This window comes from Corynebacterium sp. 13CS0277 (assembly GCF_002994655.1).
Taxonomy (GTDB): Bacteria; Actinomycetota; Actinomycetes; order Mycobacteriales; family Mycobacteriaceae; genus Corynebacterium.
In genome coordinates, this window is record NZ_PPDL01000019.1 from 1 (window position 1) to 19,454 (window position 19,454).

At 69.6% G+C, this 19,454-nt stretch carries 15 protein-coding genes; 5 read left to right on the top strand and 10 right to left on the bottom strand.

All coding sequences use genetic code 11. The features are described from left to right. Positions 1-248 precede the first annotated feature (248 nt). The 3 genes from C1Y63_RS08950 to C1Y63_RS08960 all read right to left on the bottom strand — a co-directional run bounded on the left by C1Y63_RS08950 (position 249) and on the right by C1Y63_RS08960 (position 3,334). A complete protein-coding gene (locus C1Y63_RS08950) occupies positions 249-635 on the bottom strand; it encodes a hypothetical protein (protein ID WP_199189096.1) in 387 nt (128 codons plus the stop codon). A gap of 171 nt (positions 636-806) precedes the next feature. Further along, positions 807-1,328: a hypothetical protein gene (locus C1Y63_RS08955; RefSeq protein WP_106016116.1), complete on the bottom strand. Its 522-nt coding sequence runs from the start codon at positions 1,326-1,328 to the stop codon at positions 807-809. After that, positions 1,328-3,334, bottom strand: a complete 2,007-nt coding sequence (locus C1Y63_RS08960; RefSeq protein ID WP_146128919.1) for a hypothetical protein — start codon at positions 3,332-3,334, stop codon at positions 1,328-1,330. Before C1Y63_RS08960 ends, C1Y63_RS08955 begins: the two co-directional genes overlap by 1 nt. Before the next feature lie 1,028 nt (positions 3,335-4,362). On the opposite strand from C1Y63_RS08960, the gene C1Y63_RS08965 reads away from it, so the two are divergent. Then, positions 4,363-6,228 carry a BCCT family transporter gene (locus C1Y63_RS08965; protein WP_233195660.1) on the top strand — a complete coding sequence of 622 codons (1,866 nt, stop codon included), beginning with the start codon at positions 4,363-4,365 and terminating at the stop codon, positions 6,226-6,228. 270 nt (positions 6,229-6,498) lie between these two features. Here C1Y63_RS08965 and C1Y63_RS08970 read toward each other — a convergent pair whose 3' ends face one another. Beyond that, the gene (locus C1Y63_RS08970) at positions 6,499-6,966 is read right to left on the bottom strand and encodes a hypothetical protein (protein WP_106016119.1); all 468 of its coding nucleotides are present in this window, start codon (positions 6,964-6,966) and stop codon (positions 6,499-6,501) included. A gap of 234 nt (positions 6,967-7,200) precedes the next feature. On the opposite strand from C1Y63_RS08970, the gene C1Y63_RS08975 reads away from it, so the two are divergent. Beyond that, complete coding sequence (locus C1Y63_RS08975) at positions 7,201-8,094, top strand: D-isomer specific 2-hydroxyacid dehydrogenase family protein (protein WP_106016163.1); 894 nt, start codon at positions 7,201-7,203, stop codon at positions 8,092-8,094. Between the two features lie 49 nt (positions 8,095-8,143). Here C1Y63_RS08975 and C1Y63_RS08980 read toward each other — a convergent pair whose 3' ends face one another. Further along, the gene (locus C1Y63_RS08980; RefSeq protein WP_106016120.1) at positions 8,144-9,310 is read right to left on the bottom strand and encodes a MalY/PatB family protein; all 1,167 of its coding nucleotides are present in this window, start codon (positions 9,308-9,310) and stop codon (positions 8,144-8,146) included. A 116-nt stretch (positions 9,311-9,426) separates the two neighbouring features. Here C1Y63_RS08980 and C1Y63_RS08985 point away from each other — a divergent pair, with 116 nt between their 5' ends. Then, entirely contained in the window at positions 9,427-9,972 is a 546-nt protein-coding gene (locus C1Y63_RS08985; RefSeq protein ID WP_106016121.1) for a hypothetical protein, read from the top strand. Between the two features lie 438 nt (positions 9,973-10,410). Further along, a complete protein-coding gene (locus C1Y63_RS08990) occupies positions 10,411-11,880 on the top strand; it encodes a hypothetical protein (protein WP_106016122.1) in 1,470 nt (489 codons plus the stop codon). Positions 11,881-11,989: 109 nt separating this feature from the next. Here C1Y63_RS08990 and crtI read toward each other — a convergent pair whose 3' ends face one another. The 3 genes from crtI to C1Y63_RS09005 form a co-directional block, all read right to left on the bottom strand. Then, positions 11,990-13,645, bottom strand: a complete 1,656-nt coding sequence (gene crtI, locus C1Y63_RS08995; RefSeq protein WP_106016123.1) for a phytoene desaturase family protein — start codon at positions 13,643-13,645, stop codon at positions 11,990-11,992. Positions 13,646-13,984: 339 nt separating this feature from the next. Next, positions 13,985-14,899 carry a phytoene/squalene synthase family protein gene (locus tag C1Y63_RS09000; protein WP_106016124.1) on the bottom strand — a complete coding sequence of 305 codons (915 nt, stop codon included), beginning with the start codon at positions 14,897-14,899 and terminating at the stop codon, positions 13,985-13,987. Positions 14,900-15,002: 103 nt separating this feature from the next. Next, positions 15,003-16,079: a polyprenyl synthetase family protein gene (locus C1Y63_RS09005; protein WP_158256132.1), complete on the bottom strand. Its 1,077-nt coding sequence runs from the start codon at positions 16,077-16,079 to the stop codon at positions 15,003-15,005. Positions 16,080-16,188: 109 nt separating this feature from the next. On the opposite strand from C1Y63_RS09005, the gene idi reads away from it, so the two are divergent. Next, positions 16,189-16,746: an isopentenyl-diphosphate Delta-isomerase gene (gene idi / locus C1Y63_RS09010; protein ID WP_106016126.1), complete on the top strand. Its 558-nt coding sequence runs from the start codon at positions 16,189-16,191 to the stop codon at positions 16,744-16,746. 69 nt (positions 16,747-16,815) lie between these two features. Here the strand turns inward: idi and C1Y63_RS09015 are convergent, their stop codons facing one another. Both C1Y63_RS09015 and C1Y63_RS12550 read right to left on the bottom strand, forming a co-directional pair. Beyond that, the gene (locus tag C1Y63_RS09015) at positions 16,816-17,784 is read right to left on the bottom strand and encodes a potassium channel family protein (RefSeq protein WP_158256133.1); all 969 of its coding nucleotides are present in this window, start codon (positions 17,782-17,784) and stop codon (positions 16,816-16,818) included. Further along, complete coding sequence (locus C1Y63_RS12550) at positions 17,781-19,454, bottom strand: carboxylesterase family protein (RefSeq protein WP_233195661.1); 1,674 nt, start codon at positions 19,452-19,454, stop codon at positions 17,781-17,783. The genes C1Y63_RS09015 and C1Y63_RS12550 overlap by 4 nt, the downstream gene beginning before the upstream one ends.

Here is a 19,454-nt window from a genome sequence, read left to right on the forward strand (position 1 = left end):
CGGGCTGTGGCGTTACGTGTCGACAAGCTCGCGGTGCATTTTGAGTCCACGGTGATCATCGCAGGCATCCGCCAGGCACTGAAGCGACTTTCCTAACACGGCCTAGGCGGGTTTCCCCTCCGCAGTGCCTGGCACGCCGCCCAGACACACATTTTGTCGTTGAACCCGAAAACACCCGCACGCACCACCTCACCGCGCACACAAGCAACCGCCGCCGCACGCGGCATGGGGCGTGCGGCGGCGGAGTATTACTTCTCGCGGGGCGTGTGGGCGATGCGCCAGCCGGCGCGGATGAGCGGGATCTGCAGCGGCAGCCGCAGCCACGCCACCAGCTTCCACGGCCAGGTCTTGTCCTTCCAGTTCGCCACCATCTGGAAGTTCCCGGGCCACACCCCCAGCATGAGCACGACAGTCATCCACCCGCCCAGCCGGCGCGTGGCCGGCACCGTCAGTGCCGCGGCGGTGGCGATCTCTGCGGCGCCGGAGCCGTACGTCCAGTCGCGGGCGCCGCCCGGCAGGGCCTTCGGCACGAGCGTGTCAAAAGGCTCCGGGTTGGTGAAGTGCCGGACACCGGCGAAGCCGAACAGTGCCGCCAACCAGTGGTGGCTGCGGATGCGGCGGAGGGGATTAGCCATGGCAGGGCTCCTTGGGAAGGGGATGAGAAGACAACAGACGTCGGGGCAGGGGTGGCGCACAGATGCACCGCGAGCACCGCGAGCACCGCGGGCGCGGCCTGCGCGGGGCACCCATAGCCCTGCTGCCTACTCTAGGCCCGCAACCGCCCGTTGGCTGGGACATCCACTGCGTCACCGGGCGGCGGCCGCTGCGTTCTCCGCGGAGTCTTCCGGGTCGTCCGCGGTGATGCTCGCGACGACGATGGTGTCGTGCATGTCCTGCAGGGTGCGGGCCGCCACGGTGGCGGCCACGGCCAGCACGAGGCTGCCGCCGGCCACTCCCGCAAGGAGAAGTCCCGGGTGCACGAGGTTCACCACGCACGCGACCGCGGTGGCGACCCAGCAGGTCGTCGTCGCGATCCGCCAGGCGGTGTGCCGGCGGCGCAGATCGTGGCGGATGACGTGGAGTTCGTCCATGGGAATGTCGTGGGCTTTGCGGCCCGCCACGTACAGCGCCAGGGGGCGGGAGGATTCCAGCGGCAGGGAGCCCAACTGGGTGACGAGTTCGACGTCGCCGCGGTCCGTGAGCGGCACCCCGAGGCTGTCCTCCAGGGCGCGGGCCCGGTCGCGAGCCACCCGCCACGCGCCCCACACCTGCATGGTGCGGCCCAGGATCGCGGCCCACACGAACAGGGCAATGACGATGTACAGCATTAGCAGGCTCCCTTGCTGGGACGCAGCAGCGCTTCGGCGAGCAGTGCCACGACCGCCGCGCCGACAGTGAGGGCAGCGCCAATCGGGGTGTAGTCGTCCTGGCCCTCCATGAGGGCGAACACCAGGAGCAGCACGCCCGCCGTCGCAAGCAGGGCGGCGAGGATCAGCGCCGCCAGCCAGCGTCGCATCATGCGCTGCCGGCTGGGCCGCAGCAACGAGTTCTCCTCACCGGTGGGCACCGCCCAGAGGGCGAACCAGCTGTCCATGTGCCCGGGGTGCGGGTGCCGGCGGGCCTGCGCCCGGGTTTGCATGCGCGTTGGTGTGGGTGCGGTGTGGATGCGCGGCGTGCTGCGCCGACCTGCCGGCGCAATCGTTGGCGGCGCATCCGCGCCCGCAGGAGCACTACTCCGTGGCTGGGTCGTCCCACCGACAAAGCGCGGCGGGCCGGCCGGCGCGGCTGCGGAGTCCCCAGCCACAGCCCCAGCCGCAGCAGAGGTGCGGGTGCGCGCAGCACCCGCAGGACCTGCCGCAGCGTGTGTCTCCGCGGGGGAGGGGTGCGCGGCCGCGTCAGCTGCAGTCGCTTCGGATGCTTGGGCGCGCGCCCGGCGTGCGTCGGCCTCCGCGCGGGCGGCGCGGGCCTCCTCCCGCAGGGCGTTCCAGCCGGGTGTCGTCACCGGCGACGCGCCCCGCGTCGCCGCCGCACCGGGGGTGCGCTCCGCGGACGGGCGGGTGGTCGCGCGCACATGCGGGTGTGCGGAATGTGCCGCCCGGGTGGCCTCCCGGTGCTCCGGGCCGCGGGAATCCGCCGCAGGAGCGGCGTGCGGGACCGCGTGGCTGGCGGCCTGCGGCGGGGGCGTGCGCCGCGGTGGCGCGGCGGCGACAGCCTCAGCGCTGATGCTCGTGTACACGGTGTCGTCGACGGCCTGGGTGGCGCCCGGGTTCGTGTGCTCGAGGGCGTGGCGGGCCCGCTGGGCCGTGGCGGCGCGGGGAATCGGCTGCTGGCCGGTGACCGCCGCGAAGGCGGCACTATCGGCCTGCGGGTCGCGGCCGCCGACGCCCGCCGCCGCTCCGGGGGTAGCCGGCGGGGGAGTCGGGGAAGTAGCTGATGTGCTGCTCGCAGGGCTGTCGTGGTGTGCGCTGCTCAGGCGGGATGCGCCCTGGGTGGCAACCCGGCTAGGCTTGGCCGACGGGGCGGCGGCTCGCGTCACGGGTGCGGCCGTAGACGCGACCGCCGCTTCGCCAGCACCTCGGGGTGCACGCAGCATGTCGGGGGTGACAGGCGCGGTGAGGAGGTGCTCCTCCACGGGGGGAATGTCCCGGGTGATCTCTGCCGGGTGTGCCGGCGCAAAGTCAGCCGCGAGTGCCGCTTCCTGCGACACCGCTCGGGGTGCAGGAGAAGACACAGCGCCACCAGCAGCAGAAGCACTCGTTCCCGGCGTCTCGTGCTCGTCGTCGGGCAAGGCGTGCCGGCCGCGCCGCGGGCTACCCGTGGTGGCCACGGGGATCGGGGCGGAATCGTCGAGTGCGTGCCGACGCCGGCGGCGCGGTGCCACCCCGTCCGCTGCGCCGTTGTTCCTCGCGGCGGCGGGTGCGGCGCTTGCGGTGGCGGCGGTGGCAGCGCCCGCAGCCTGCACTGTGTTCGTGGTGCTTGTGGTGCCCGTGGTGCTTGTGGCACCCGTGGCGCTCGCGGTGGGTGCTGCAGGGGTGGCCACCCCGGGGAGTGCTCCCCAGCTGCCCGTGAGTGCGTGGGCGGTGCGCTGCGCGGCGTCCTCGGCGGGCGTCGCCCGCCAGGGGGCGGTGTGTGCCCGCCACGTGCCGGTGGCGGTGGTTTCCCCGGTCAGTGCCACGTACTCGGCGCCGTAGGCGGCGCGGAAGGTACCCGAGTCCAGGGTGCCGGTCGCAGGCTGCGTTGCGGTGCCCGCGGTAGCGTCGGCGCTCGCCTGCGGGGCCCCGGTGGGCACAGGTGTGCCTGGGGCTGTGGGGGAGTTCGCCTGGGGGTACGTCACGGCTTGGAATCTTAAGTGTTTGTTAAGCCGGTTCCGGCCCGCGGCGCGCGGGCGGGAGTGGATGATTCCCGCATCATGTCGGATTGTTTGCCGGTGATGCGTCACAGGTGCGCCAGCGCTGTGGGGTAGCGCTCCTGCTGCAGGTGAGCGCCGCGAATCGGGTCTCGGTGTCGTTCTTTCGTGGGTCCGCTCCCATGGCTGAGCAACCATATGGGTAGGCTGTGTGTCATTCATGGAGGCGCATTGTTTTCGCGTGGCGTGGGCAGCGCGTCTGCTGCAGGTGTTTTTCTTTTGCGCCTTGTTGAAAACGCTCGGGAACGGATGTGGGCGCGCTGGGGCGGTGGCCAAGCCCTGACATGGGGGTGGCTGGCGAGAGGTGCCGCCGGGCTTGTGCGTCGGGGGCAATCGCGGGGTGAGTCGCGGGCGGCACAGCGTGTACTTCATGCAGGTGATGCACGCTCTTGCGTGCCATCGATCCGTCGTGTGTGACGGTGCATTTTCCGCGCGCCAGGCGGCGCGCTAGGCGTTCGGGGGTGGGGTACTTCCCACCCTGAACCGGGCATCGAATGTCCGAATTCTGTGCCCGATGGGGGAGGCTGTGGCCTTGAAGCTGTGAGGGCGATTCGCTAGGGTAGTCCACCGGATGTGCGCCGTGTTCCCTGGTGAAACAACCACCTGTGGCCCCACGTGCGGCCGCCCGCGCGGAATCACCCCGATCCCGCCGCCTGGCGCACACCTGCGCAGAGGTTCCCCTGTGTGGCACCTCCCCGCGGCCCTGGCGGGCGAGACGCTCCCCGGGCCTTGGTTTTCTGCCCGCGCACGCGCCCTGAGCACGTGCCGACGGGCCGAGTTTTTCTTTTTCTTCTCCTTCTTCTGAGACAAAAGATTCCCTGTCCTGCCCGACTGTGTGGGGTGCGTGGCGCCCCGTGTGCCGCGCACCCCACACAGTCGGGTGGGCGATGGCGATTGTTAGGAGTATGCAGCACGCCACCACCAATTGTCGTGGTGTGCTGACGTGTAACCCCACGATGACTATGCACAGTTCGAATTCCGCGCCGGCCACCGACGGTGGTCAGGACGCGCCCGTCACCCCGGGCGGCTCCACGAAGCCGCTGTTTGGGCTCAAGACGGACCCGTTTATTTTCCTCTCCGGCGCGGGGTTTATCCTCGCGTTCGTGGTGCTCACCATCATCTTCGGTGAGAAGGCCCAGACGACGTTCGCCACGGTCGCCAATTGGCTGCTGAAGAACCTGGGCTGGATGTACATCGGCGGCGTGAGCTTCACCCTGGTGTTCCTCATCGGCGTCTTCGCCTCCCGCTACGGGCGCGTCAAGCTCGGCGACGACGATGGCGAGCCGGAGCATTCCCTGCCCGCCTGGTTTGCGATGCTGTTCGCCGGCGGTGTCGGCGCGGTGCTCATGTTCTGGGGTGTGGCGGAGCCGATCAACCACATCTACAACGTGCCGATGGCCGACAAGGAGCCCCTCTCGCAGGAGGCTGCGGTGGAGGCGTTGGCGTTCACCTTCTACCACTTCGGCGTCCACATGTGGGTCATTATGGCCCTGCCGGGCCTGGCGCTGGGCTACTTCATTTACAAGCGCAAGCTGCCTCCGCGCCTGTCGAGTGTGTTTGCCCCGCTGCTGGGGGCGAAGATCTACCAGCTGCCCGGCAAGATCATCGACGCGCTGGCGATCGTCGGCACCGTCTTCGGTATCGCGGTCTCTGTCGGCCTGGGTGCCCTGCAGATCAACTCGGGCCTGCACAAGCTCTACGGTGTGCCGGAGATCGGCTGGGTGCAGCTGCTCATCCTCATGGTCATCACCGTGGTGGCGTGCTTCTCTGTGGCCAGTGGCCTGGACAAGGGCATCAAGATCCTGTCGAATATCAACATTGGTGCCGCCGTGGTGCTCATGATCTTCGTGCTGATCACGGGCCCGACGCTCACGCTGCTGCGCGGCACCGTGGAGGCCTTCGGCATTTACGCCGAGTGGCTGCCGAAGCTGTCGTTCTGGTCGGATAGTTTCTCCAACAACCCGGGCTGGCAGGGCAAGTGGACGGTGTTCTACTGGGCGTGGACGATCTGTTGGTCCCCGTTCGTGGGCATGTTCGTCGCCCGCATTAGCCGCGGCCGCACGGTGCGCGAGTTCATTGGCGGCGTGCTGGCACTGCCGGCGGGTTTCTCCGTCATCTGGTTCGCGGTGTTCGGCCACGCCGGCATCGACCTGGAGTTCAACGACCCCGGCTACCTCACCGTCCCCGTCGTGGAGCAGGGCGACGTGTCCGCCGCACTGTTTAAGTTCCTGGAGGCCTACCCCGCCACCGGTGTCGTCAGCTTCATTGCGCTGCTCATCGTGGTGTTCTTCTTCGTGACCTCCATTGACTCGGCGGCGATGATCAACGACATGATTGCCACCGGTGAGGAGAACCAGTCGCCGACCAGCTACCGCATCCTGTGGGCCTGCATGATCGGCGCGGTGTCCGCCGCGCTGCTCATCATCAGCCCCGACACCGGTATCGCCACCTTGCAGCAGGTCGTCATCATTGTGGCGTTCCCCTTCTTCCTCGTGCAGTTCGTCATGATGTACTCCCTGCTCAAGGGCATGCATGATGATGCGGCGGCCGCGCCCGCCATCCAGACCCGCCAGTGGGATAAGACCGACTCGGCGGAGAAGCTCGAGGAGCACGAGGCGCGCCCCGCCCCCGGTTTCGACGAGGAGGGCAACGTGCTGCCGGTGCTGGCGATCGACCACGATGAGGACGGCAACATTATCATCCCGGGCAACGTCATCGTCGACGGCGACCTGGGGGTCACCGGTGAGGTGGACGATGAGGCCACCCTCGACGGCGAGGTCGAGGCAAACGTCGTCATCGTCACCGAGCAGGACCCGAAGTAGCCTGCCCGTCCGCGCGCACCACCTGTGGCGGCAGTGCCGTTGAAGGACACCACCGCCCCGCCCCCGGTGCGGGCGCCGCGCGGAGATGACACGCGCACATCACATACACCAAGACAGTGGGGCCGACGCTATGGCGTCGGCCCCACTGTCTTGGTCTTGTTGTTCTTTCTCGTCCTCAGGTCTGTGCCGGTACCCCGGCATCCCCGCCCGTGTACCTCTGGGGCATCCCCTGCGCCGGGTGCGTGGGCGGGCCGGCTGCAGGGGAGAAGATTACTTCAGCGGCTGCAGGTTGAGCTGCGGGGCCAAGACGGCCAGCATCTGGTAGATGACGATGCTGGGCATCCCCAGCCGGTACAGCACGTGCACCCCGCACAGCAGCCACGGCGGCAGCATGGTCTGTTGCACCGGCTTGTCCGGTGCCCAGCAGGTGGAGTCCACCGAATCAGACGAGCCGGAGGACCCGAACTCCGAGGACAGCCCCGAGGACCCGAACCCAGAAGACAGCCCGGAGGAGAAGGAGGATTTCTGGGCGAAGATAGCCCCGTCGCTCTGCTCGCCCAAGTACTGTTCCTCGTCGTCGATGCTCTCGACGACGGTCTCCGTGGAATTGTCGTTGACGACGGTCGTCTCCGGGGGGATGAGCGGCGCGTCGGCGGCGTGCGCGACGCTCGGCACGACAAGGGCCGGGGCGGCGAGCAAACACAGGGCCCAGGTGGCCCGGCGGGGGGAGGAAAACATCAGCGGCACACCTTCCACGCGGCGCGTTGGGGACAACAACAGTGACTTCGAACCAGCAGACGAGCATACCGGCTGTCGACCCGGTGGCTCACCCCACGCGGTGGGCGTGGAGGTCAGCGGAGGATGGTCGTGCGGTGTGTTCGTGCGACGTGTATGCCATCGCCGTCCGGGGTGGGGAAGTTACATCAGATGTGCTGTGACGTTGCTCGCCGCGTTTTCGGCATACTGGGCGGCATGCGTATTCACATTGGTCCTGGTTCCTACCCCGAGTGCGAGGCCGCCCTCGTGGCGGCCGGCGCGGAGATTGTCGACACTCTCGCCGCGGCGGAAGGCTTCCTGTTTACCCAAACCCCGGGTGGGGAGTTCCCGGAGTTGCACGAGGGGATTTCCTGGGTGCAGTTCCCCATGGCGGGGATCAACGCCTACATTGAGCGCGGCATCGTCACCCCGGGGCGACGCTACTCGAATGCGGCCGGCGTCTACGGGGAGCAGGTGGCGGAGGCGGCGCTGGCGATGATCCTGGGCTTGTATCACCTCCACCCGCTGGTAGGAAGGGCGGAATCCTGGTCGGTGCGGCCGGCGGTGGATGCCTCGACGCGGTGGCTGCGGGGGCGGAGGGTGTTCATCGTCGGCTACGGGGGTATTGGCCGCGCCCTGGAGAACTACCTCGCGCCCTTCCACGTGGAGCTGATCCGGATGCGCTCCCAGGGGATTGATGGTGGCTACGAGTCCTTCGAGGAGGCGTTGGCGGCGGCGGATGTGGTCGTGTTGGCCTGCCCGCTCACGCCCGAGACGGTGAAGCTCATGGGCCGCAAGCAGTTTGCCGCGATGCGTTCGGACGCGCTGCTCATCAACGTTGCCCGCGGGGAGGTCGTCGACACGGAGGCGTTGCTGTGGGCACTCGACGAGGGGCAGATCGCGGGCGCGGGCCTGGATGTCACCGACCCGGAGCCGCTGCCCGACGGGCATCCCCTGTGGGGGCGGGACAACGTCATCATCACCCCGCACACGGCGAACACGCTGGCCTCCATGGATCGTCTGCTGGCCCCGGTGGTGGCGCGGAACTACACCCAGCTCATCGCCGGTGAGCGCATGGACACCGAGGTCGACCCCGAGCGCGGCTACTAACCCCCGTGAAGCGAGCCCCCCGCGCGGAAGCGAGCCCCCGCGCGGGGATTTAGGAGGTGGTGTGCTGCTCCACGAGGCGGGCGATGCGGTCCAGCGCGAGCGCGAGGGTGTCGCGGGCGCAGGCGAGGTTCATCCGCACGAACCCCGCCCCCTCCTCGGAGCCGGTGAACATCCGCCCATCAGAGCACTTCACCTTCGCCTCCTCCTCCAGCAGGCGGGCCGCATCGACCCCCAGTGCGGTGTCGCGGAAGTCGAGCCAGGCGACATAGGTGGCCTCGGGGCGGTGGAAGCGCACCCCGGGGGCGACCTGCGGCAGGCGGCGCTCCAGCTCGTCGAAGTTGCCCTCCAAGTACTCCAGCTGCTCCGCGAGGAAGCTCTGGTCTGCACGGTAGGCGGCGACGGAGGCCTCGTAGCCGAGGATGGAGTAGCCCTCCCAGTAGGCGGCCGGGCGGCCCGCCCACACCCGGGCATCCTCCGGGTTGCTGAGAATCAACTGCGCGCACTTCAGCCCCGCCACATTCCACGCCTTGGAGGCGGCGGTGAGCGTCACCGTCACCCGGGCGGCCGTGTCACTCACACTCGCGGCGGGGATGTGGGGCCGCCCGTAGACCAGCGGGGCGTGAATCTCGTCGGAGATCACCCGCACCCCGAAGCGCGCGGCCAGCTCCGCTATCGCCCGCAGCGTCTTCGTATCGGCGGCCGTGCCGAGGGGATTGTGCGGGTGGCACAACAACAGCGCGCCGACCGGCGTGCCCCGATCGCGGGCCTGTGTGAACGCCTCCTCCAGGGCGGCGAGATCCCAGCGGGTGCCAGCCATCGGCACCGTCACCGTCTCCCTGCCGGTGAGCTCACCCATGGTGAAAAACGGCGGGTACGCCGGGGTCGCGAAGGCGACTGCCGTGCCGGGGGCGGTGAACGTCTCCACCGCCATCCACAGGCCCCGCACCACATCCGCAATGGGGAACACCCACTCGGGGTTGACCTCCCAGCCGTAGCGGGTGGCCGCAAAGTCGGCATACGCCTCACCCAGCCGCGGGTCGCCCGACACCGGGTAGCCGAACTGTTCCCGGGCCACCGCATCCGCAATCGCCGCCGCCACCTCCGGGTGGGTGGCGAAGTCCGATTCGGCCACAAACATCGGCAGCATCTCGGGGTCGGACAGCGACCATTTTTCGGTGGCGCGGCGGGCAAGAGTGTGTCGATCGGGGATGAGCATGGCACCACTATAGGTGCGAGGTCGGTCACGAGGTCTGCTACCGCTACACTTGGGGGAGGTATCCGTGCAGTGCCCCGCGCACTGCGTCGACGTTGAAAAGGGAGAACAAAGCCCCCATGAAGGCTCGCGTCGTGTTCGTGTCCGCGCTGTGCGCCACAGCCCTTGCGACGACTGGTTGCAGCCAGGTGCGTTCGCTGTTTGAGGAAGCCCCTCCCGCACCCCAGGGGGCGAGTGATATCACCCCGACAGAAACCGCGGCGCCTGTGTTCACGCCGACCCCGGTGGAGCCGGTCGTGGCGGAGACCTTCCTCGACCCCACCTTCGACCCGGGCCTCAACACCGAGTGGGAGCTCATGGGTGCGGAAGCCGCACCCCTGGGCGGGGTGGTGCTGCACCTCAACCTGAAGAACTTGAACGATATGCCCCTGCCGCCGGGCGCGTTGCCCCCGGCGGTGCTGCTCAGCGCGAATAATTCGGGCAACATGATGGAGATCGAGCCGCTTGGGGAGGACGCCTCCGGGGTGTTCTCTGGGCTGGATCTTCCGCTGGGTGCGGGCGCGACCACGACGGTGGATTACGCGTTCTCCACCACCATCGGCAACCTCTATCAGGCGGAGCTGCACGCCGGCAACGTCATCTTCAAGGGCAACCTCAACGTCTAAGACGCTTGCCCAGTCGGCCGCGCCACGCGGCCGCGACCTCCACGCCGCCCGGCTGACACCTGTGCCCGGGCGGTGTGGGCATTCCTGGGGGAGGCACCCCCGCACATCGTGGAGCGGGGGTGGCTCATGAGCGGGCGGGGGTAGCGTATCAATCCAGCTCAGCGTTAGTTACGGGGGTAGTTGGCGTCGGGGAGGTGCGAGCAGACGCACCACGAAGCGCCCCGGGCGTGTCAGGGACGTGTGCCAGGGGTTGTGCGCCCCGCACCGGGGCAAGCGAAAAATGCTTCACGCCATGAGCGTCACGGTGTCGGGGGCACGCCCCGGGCAGGTATGTCCTGTTTCTTCGTCTTCGTCCCCATCCCGCAGGCGTGATGCTGCGCGTGGCGCGGTGCCCGGTGGGGTGGGTGCGGAGCATGAGTTGTCCCCTGTGGAGGAGACATGAATTTCTCGATCGATCCCTTTGCGGTGCGCCAGAGCCTGGCCACCGTCGAGGAGGCCGCCGCCTGCTGCGCGGAGGCCACCGTTGCTGCGGCGTCCGCCCCCATCAACGGCAGCTATTCTTCGGTGCCGGGCCTCGCGGAGCTGGCCGTCGCCCACCAGGAGTTGCTCGTCGGCGGGCCCGGCTCCGCCGAGGATGTGTGCCGCCAGCTGGCGGCCCGGGTGACGTGGCTGCGGGATGCGTTGCGCGCCACGGGTGAGGCCCTGTGTGGCCAGGAGCTGCACTCGGCCCGCGGCCTGGAGTACGCCGACGAAGCTTGTGGTGTGGCTGTGGCCCCGGATGCGGTGGTGTTTCCCGCCCGACCCGACAGCGAGGCCCGGGAGGTTCCCATGAGCCGCCCGCAGGTGCTGCCCGGGGAGAGCCTGCTGGGCTTGTCCTTGGGCTTCGCCACGACCGACAGTGCGCAGCCGGTGGCCGCGGCGGACGTGTGGCGGCGGGTTGCTCAGCTCCTGGAGCGCGCCGCGGAGCGCATCCGTGCGGCCGTGGTGCTGCCCGGCTGCGAGGGCGCGGTGTTTGAGCAGGCCCGCCGCCGGATGGAGTCCACCGCCGCCGACTGTGACACCGTGGCCGCCAACGCCCGCATCATCGCTGCTGATGTGGGGGTGTTGCCGGCGGTGCGGAAGCAGGGCGCGCAGGAGGTGCAGCAGATCGCGGGCGAGGTGCGGCAGTACACCGACCCCGCGGAGCGCGCCGCGAAGGAAACCGAACTGGTCGATAGTTGGCTGGTGGGCCCCTGGCAGGATGCCATCGACGCCGCCACCCCGCGGGTGACCTGTCTGCTGGTGGCGGCAGAACCCGCGAGCGCGGCAACCACTCTGGGCGTGGGGCTTGCCTCCGGGGTGGGTGGCCTGCAGGGTGGTGCGCGCACCCTGGCCCAGTCGGTGGCACCCCTCGCTCCAGCCCCCGCCGGCGGCACCCCCGCCCCGGGTGCTGCGGTTGGGGCTCCCGGTGGGCCGCTCGGGCCGGTGGCCCCGGCAGCCACGCGCGCGGGCACAGCGTCCCGCGTGGGGCGTACCCGTGTGCTGTCCGGCTCGGGCGATGGCGGCCGGGCAACCGCCCGTGGCCACCGGGTTTCCGGTGCACCTAGGGTGCAGGATCGCCCGGGCCCTCAAGCCCCCGGTGTGGCCCCAGGGCCGGTACTGCGGGGGCACGCGCCCCGGGGTGCGGTTCGCCCGCGTGCGGGCGAGGCGGAGGAGTACCGGGGCCACGAGCAGCACGCGAGCCTCGCCCCGCTGAGCCCCCGCCAGGAGCAAGGCAGCACCGAGCCCCGCACCGCGCTGGGCCGCGTGGTGGAGGGCATGCGGCAGAAGGCCGCGCCCGCGGCGGCCGTGTCGCGCACCCACTCCCAGCAGTGGGCGCCGGTGGCGGTGGCCCGGGGCTGGGTGAACAGCCAGCGCCGCGAGGACTAACTCGCCGCCCGCTGCCCTGGTGCGCCGCCCCAGCGCACGGCGCAGCCCCGCCGACGGCACCCGGAAGGGATACTTCTCGGGGCTGCCCGGCGGGGCTGCGGGGAGGTGTTTAGGACGGGGTGACGCTGGTGTCGCCCTGCAGGCGCTTGAGGACGTTTTCCGCGGAGATCAAGCACATGGGCACGCCGACGCCGGGGACGGTGGTGCCGCCGGCGAACAGCAGGTTGCGCACCTTCGACGAGGCGTTCGTGCCGCGCAGGAACGCCGACTGGGTCAGCGTGTGCGCCAGCCCAATGGCGTTGCCCTTCCAGGAGTAGTAGCGGCTGGCGAAGTCGGCGGGGCCTGCGGTGTAGCGGGCCTCAATGCGCCCGGCCAGGTCGGGGATGCGGCACTGCTCGGCGATTTGGCTGATGGCGGAGTCGACGATGGCGGCCACGGTGGGGGATTCCTCCCCGTAGGCGGAGCCGCCACCGATGCTGGGGGCCGCGGGCACCGGGATGAGCACGAAGAGGTTCTCCTTGCCGGCGGGCGCGACCGTGGGGTCGGTGGCCGAGGGCTTGCACACGTAAATCGAGTGGGAGCGCGCGCCCGCGCCCCGGGCGGCGGGGTCGCCCTCAGCGTGGAAGATGGCCTCAAAGTCGGGGTCCCAGTCCGCCGAGAGCAGCAGCTGGTGGTGCAGCAGCTGCGGCAGCTCGCCGTCGACGCCGAGGAATGCGAGCACCGCCCCAATGCCGGGGTCTTTGCGCCGCCAGGAGGACTCCGGGATGGTTTGCAGCTCTCGGGGCAGCAGCCGGGTTTGGGTGTGGTGCATGTCGCCGGCGGCGACGACGATGTCGGCGTCGAGAGTTTCAAACACGCCGCGGGCGTTTTTCACCCGCACCCCGGTGACCTCGTGGGCACCCTGGCCGACCAGCGGCTCCCGGGCCCCCAGCTTCGCCGCAGCCTGATTAACCAGCCCCTGCAGCGGCACTCGGGAGTGCCCGCTGCGCTGGGTGAGGATGTCGGTGACTTCCACGCTGCTGCGGATGTCGACCCCGTGGGCGCGCGCCAGGCGCTCCAGGGCGCGGGTGATTTCAATGAACCCGCCCTGCGGGTAGCACACGCCCTCCACGAGGTCGGTGTGGCTGAGCAGGTGGTACATCGCCGGGGTGTGCGCCGGCTCCGAGGACAAAAACACCGCCGGGTATTCGAGAATCTGCCGCAGCCGCTCATCGGTGAAGTTCCGCGACACCCACGTTTCCAGCGAGGTCGACAGCAGACTGACGAGCAGGGTGAGGTTGCGCAGCACCTCGCCGTTGAGCCACGGCAGCAGCGATTGGAAGGTGGTGTAGAGGAAGTACTCCACCGCCACGGTGTAGGTGTGGGTGGCGGTCGCGAGATAGTCGCGGACTTTCTCCCCGGCGCCGGGTTCGATGGACTCGAAGAGTTCGGCGACCTGGTCGACGCCGGTGCGCACATCGATCGGCTCGTGCTCCCCGGAGAACACCCGGTAGGCGGGGTCGAGGCGGACGAGGTTGAGCTCCGCCGCCGTCGAGGTGCCCATGGCCTCAAAGAAGTGGTCGAAGGCTTCCGGCATGAGGTACCAGGAGGGGCCGGCATCCCAGCGGTAGCCGTCGGCCTCGACCGAGCCGGCACGGCCACCGACGGTGTCGTTCTTTTCCACAAGGGTGACTGCGTGCCCCTGGCGGGCCAGCAGTCCTGCCGTGGCCAGGCCGGCGATACCGCCGCCGATGACGACAACACGGGAGGAGACGTCGTAAGACATAAAAAGAAACCACCTTGTTCAACAACAGGGGAGGGGATGGGGCGACACCCGAAAAGGCAGATGCTCTCGGGGCATACACCCAAGCGGGCGAGGCGAAGAAGAGGGGAGAGAAAAGCGAGAAAAAGAAAGAAATAAAGAAGGGAAGACGAAAAAACGAGCACACGGGACACCCGGGGGACGCTTTCACACTGGCCGCGCGATCACACCGCACGGCACCGCATGTGTCCCGGTGCGCGACCCGGGTACCCCGGGCGCCTGGCCTCGGGTGCCTGCCCCGCAGCACTCGCTACGCACGCGACGGGGTGGAAGAACACCTGGGAGAAGCACAGCCTGAGCGTGCTAGCGCCGCAGCTGGGCCTCTGGCGCGAGGGTGCGCGCGGCGATCGCGCTGGTGGCGGCGAGTCGTGCTTTGGTCACGGGACCCACACTAATCCTCGTCGTCTTCAACGTGGCGGCCGGCGTGGCTTCGATGGCGCGGGTGAGTGCCTCAAAGAGGTTGAAGGCGGTGAGCACCCCCACCCGGCAGGGGTAGGGCAGGTAGCCGATCGTGGCGTAGGCCTCGGCGAGGTTGGCATCGATCTGGGCGACGAAGTCCTGCTTGTCGGCTTCGTGGAAGCTGCCGCGCGCGCCGGGAACGTAGGCCCGCCCCAGGTCGTGGGCGTCTTCGGCGAGGTCGCGGAGGAAGTTGATTTTCTGGAAGGCTGCCCCGAGCTGCCGGGCGCCGTAGGTGGCGCGCTCGTGGGCGTGGGCGTCCAGTGGGGCGGCGGCGGTGAAGATGGACAGGCACATGAGCCCGATGACTTCCGCGGAGCCGTAGATGTAGTCGTCGAGGGCCGCGGCGTCGTAGTCGGTGTCGACGACGTCGCGCCGCATGGAACGGAAGAAGGCCCGGATGTGCTCGCCGTCGATGTGGGTGCGGCGGGCGGTGTCCGCGAAGGCGTGGAGGACCGGGTTGGGGGAGAAGCCTTCCTCGATGGCGGTGAAGGTGTCGCGTTCGAAGGTGTCGAGGATCTCGGCGACGCGGGTGTTGTCCAGGCCTGCGGCGTGGGCGGTGCCGTCGACGATTTCGTCGGCGATGCGCACCATCGCGTACAGATTGGCGATATCGCTGCGGGTGCTCCGGTCGAGCAGCCGGGTGGCGAGCGAGAAGCTGGTGGAGTATTCGCCGATGATGGGGTGGGCGGATTTCACCGCCATGCGGGTGTAGGTGACGAGGGGTTCTTCGGGGTGGCTGGTCGCGGGGCTGTGATCCATGGCGGCTTGTAAAGGGGTCTTCTTCCTTTGACACGCCCGCGGGGTGCGGGGTGGGTCGTGGGCGCGAATCGAATACTGCGGTGGGGTGAGTGGGGCCTGCGGGCTAGGGCAGGAAGGTGCTGTAGCTGCCGACGATGGTGTCCGCGACCTCGTGGAGCACGTCCGTGGCGTCGGCTGAGAGTGCAAGATCGTCGATGGTGCGGTGGGCGTGGTCGAGATGGGCGCTGATGGAGGCCTGGGCGTCGGCCAAGGCCCCGCAGTCGGCGAGCATCTGGGCGATGCGCTGGGTGTCGACCTCCGTGGCGTCGAGGGCGCGTTCGATCTCCGGCCAGGCGTCGGTGGTGGTCGCGAAGCTGATGAGCGCGGTGGCGCGCTTTTGGTACAGGTCGCTGCCTTGGGTTTTGCCGGTGACCGCGCCGGGGGCGTAGACGTCCCGCAGGTCGTCGGCGAGTTGGTAGGCGGCCCCGAGGTCCCTCCCCAGGGCGGTGGCGAGCTCCAGGTGGTGGTCGCTGCGGCCGGCGAGCCGCTGCCCGGCGATCAGTGGGGCTTCGAAGGAGTAGGAGGAGGTTTTCAGCCGGTTGGTGATGGCGATGTCGTGGGCGTCGGGGTGCACGTTCGGCAGGGAGTGGTGGACGTCCATGAATTCGCCCGCCACGGACGCGCCCGTGGCGATACTGAACAGCCGCAGCAGATGTGCCGTCGTCGCCGGGTCGGCGCCCGATTCAAGGACGAGCCGGAAGGCGTAGTTTTGTGCCGCCATCCCCGCCAGGGTGGCCACGCTGCGGCCGTAGTCTTCGGCATCGCGGGCGGGCACCACCCCGTGGAGGCTCACAGCCTTGTCGCGCGCCATGGCGTGCAGGGTGGTGTTCCCGCGGCGCACATCGTCGTTGTCGATGATGTCGTCGATGATGAGGAACGCGCAGTGCAGCAGATCGAAGGCAGCGGCGACCGCAATGTCGGCCTCCGGGGTGGGCGTGCCTGCCGGCCGGTCGGCGCTGACGTGGACGAGCAGTGCCCGCACGTGCTTGCCGCCCAGTGCCAGGTGGCGGGTGTGCTGCGCGCAGGCGACCGCGCCGGCGGAGAGTGCCCCGAGGCGCTCTTCCGCGGCGGTGAGCGTGCGGGAGAGGAATTCGACGGATTCTTCCACGCGTTGGGTGAAGGGCGAGGAAGCTAAGTGCATGCCCACTATTTTGGCACACCAACCCAGCGGCCCAGGAATAACGCACCCGGAATAATTATCATATGCATACGTGCTATTGGATTGCTGGGTGTCTTGTACCCTGTGGTGCATGACCGCAGATTCACACACCACAGAACTGGTGGTTCTCGCCGACGAGCAGGGCGCACCCTGCGGCACCGCCGACAAGGCGACCGTGCACACCACGGACACCCCCTTGCACTTCGCGTTTTCCTGCTACCTGCTCAACGACGCCGGCGAGGTCCTCGTCACCCGCCGCGCACTGAGCAAGAAAACCTGGCCCGGGGTGTGGACGAACGCCATGTGCGGGCACCCCGGCCCCGGGGAGAAAGAAGCAGAGGCCCTGGTGCGCCGCGGCACCCAGGAACTGGGCATTGACCCGGCCGACGTGGACGAGATCCGCTGCGTGCTGCCCGATTTCTCCTACCGGGCGGTGGATTCCTCCGGGATTGTGGAGTGGGAAATCTGCCCGGTGTTTACCGCCCGCCTTCACGGGGAGGTGCATCCCCGCCCGGAGGAGGTCGACAGCTACGAGTGGGTGGCCCCCGCCGAGCTGGTGGCCAGCGTGTCGGGCACCCCTTTCGCGTTTAGCCCCTGGATGGTCTCCCAGCTCGCGCACGAGGAACTGCGCCGCGCCATCGGCGCCTAAAAAACACACACCCCCGCCCGGCACCCAGCCTGGCACCCAACCAGGCACCCCGCCTCGTGCTGCGCGCCGTTAGCTCGTGGTGTCGTGGTGGGTCGTACCCCGGATCGTGTCGAGCGCGTCTGCCCCCATGCCGCGGGTGACGAGCTCTTTGAGCAGCGCATTTTCGGCCCGCAGGCGGGCGAGTTCCGCCTCGTGTTCACCTGCGTGCTCGCCCGTGTGTGCCTGCGCTTCTGCCTGCGGGGCCTGGGCGCTGGGGCTGTGTCCCGTCGTGGGGTGGGGCGGGGCGCTGCTGGCGGGCGCGCCGAGGCGGTGCGCCAACCAGTTGGAGGCAATACCGGCACCCGCGGCCAGCAGCACGAAACTGGCGGCCATGAGGATGGTGGCGATGATGCGGCCGGCGGCGGTGACGGGGGTGACGTCGCCGTAGCCGACGGTGGTGATGGTGGACACCGCCCACCACAGGGCGTCGGCGAAGGTGGTGATGGTCGCCCCGGGGGCGTTGCGTTCCGCGATGCGCACCATGATCGCGGAGAACACCGCCGCGATGACGATGCCTGCGCCGACGGTGGTGACGTAGCTCAGCCGCTTGCGGAACTGCAGGGCGCTCGTGGCGGCGACGGGGACGACGGCGAACAGTTGCAGCACGTGGAAGGCGGGCAGCACCGCGGCCAACAGGCGCACCGGGTGGTGGGCGATGTAGTGGAGTTTGTGTTTCGCGTGGGCGACGTCGATGAGGAAGTCGAAGGCGAAGAGGATCCAGGTGATGATGACGAGGCTGCGCAGGCTCGCCCGCACCCACAGTGGCGTGGTGGCCAGGCCCGCGTCGAGGGCGAAGCAGGCAATGAACAGCGCGCTGGAGACCCCGAGGATGCGGCGGCGGTGTGCCAGCCAGAAGCGGCTAATGCCGCTGCCGGCCTGCTGTGCGGCGGCGGCCACATCCGCGGCATCGGCACGCGCCACGGCACCTGCCGCCGGTGTGTCCGTGGTGGGTTCTGCCGCCGTGGCTTTCGCTGCGTTGCTGTCCGCCTGGGGTGTCACCGGGGCCCTTCCTGCTCGTTGTCGTCGGTGCCGATTGTAGGGGACCAGGCGGCCCGCACCGCCGCCAGGGGGTCGCGGCTGCGAGAGGCGGTGCCGGTGACGATGTTGAACTCCACCTCAACCCGGCCGGGCCGGTACTGCGGCCACGAGGGCGTGCGGCCGCGGGCGAAGTCGACGACCGCCCGGTGAAGGGGCGCCGCCACTTGGTAGGTGTGGGCGTTCGGCTCCCCTTGGAGGAAGGTGGCCACCCGCTGGGGGTGGCGGTCGAAGCAGCCGAAGACGAGCGGCAGGTCGGCGCAGTGCACCGCCGGGCGCTCCGGCGTGCCGGTGAGCTCCGCGAGCCACACCGGCCCCGGTGCGCCTTCGGCGATGTCCGCCACCCAGCGGCGGATGGTGGAATCGCCGACGAGGCGGCCACCGACGTGGCCGGGGTCGATGGTGGCCGCCTGGGAGAGGTACTCCCGGGAGCGCACGCCTAAGCGACGGGCCATGAGCCGGGCGACAAGCGGCCCCAGGCCGTGGGCGTCGCACCAGCGGGCGACGGGCTCGAGGTAGAACTCGTCGCGGGTGTGCGTGAGCAGGATCGGTATCTCGGCGAGTTCCGCGTTGTCCCAGGGGTGCGGCCCCAGGGCCGCGTCGTGGAGGAAGCGGGTGCGGAAGCGGCGGTAGCCGCGCGCCATCTTCTCAGGGCGGCTCGCCGCGAGCGCGGTGAGATGCCGGCGGGTGATGGGGGAGCCGAGGAAGAACCGCAGCCACGGGCGGCGCGAGTCGAAGCTGGCGCGGGGGAACCCCGGGGAGGCGGCGACAACGCGACGGAAACTGCCCCGAAAGTGGTCGCGGCGCGCCAACCACAGGGCAATGCCCGCCCCGGCGGATTGGCCCACCAGGGTCACGTTGGTGGGGTCCCCGCCGAAGGCCTCGATGTTTTTCTGCACCCACTCCAACCCCAGCTGGCAGTCCTCCACACCGCGGTAGTAGCCGGGCGCGTCGTCGTGGAAGCGGGCGAAGCCTTCCAGCCCCAGCCGGTAGCCGAGGGAGACGAACACGCAGCCGGATTCCGCGAAGCGGGTGCCCTGGTACCAGGCGCCGTCGTGGTGGCCGTGCTCGTAGCGGCCGCCGTGGATGAACACCACCACCGGCAGGTCGGCGGGCGGGACGTGGGGTGCCGGGAGGGTGGCGACCGGGCAGGTGACGGTGAGCCCCAACTCGCGGGCCTTCGGGGTGGTGCAGTCGACGGGATCCTCGCCGAAGCGGGTGACCAGCCGGCTGTGGCCGAAGGCGTCGGCCTCCAGGTGGGGGATGGAGTAGAACGTGGCGGTCGCCGCGTACGCCGCCTCCCCGGGGTTGAGCCCGTCGCCGGGCACCCCGCGCGCGAAGCCGGGTGCCGCGCCCGCCGCCGCGGCATCGGCCGCAGCAAGTCCGCCTGCGCGGCTGCTGCGGGAGAGCTCGGCGGCGATTTCTTCCCCGAGGGCCGTGTGATCGGTGGAGTGCAGCTCCCGCAGGTCATCGGGGGCCGCGGGCGTGCCGGTGGCGTCCCGGAGTACGCCGTCTGCGGCGGCGGTGGGGGCCGCGTCTGCCTCGTCGCTCGCGCCGGCAACCCCGATCGCCATGGCGCTGGGTTCGTTGGTGACGCCGCGGATCCGCCCCGCAGCTACAGTGACCTGCATCAT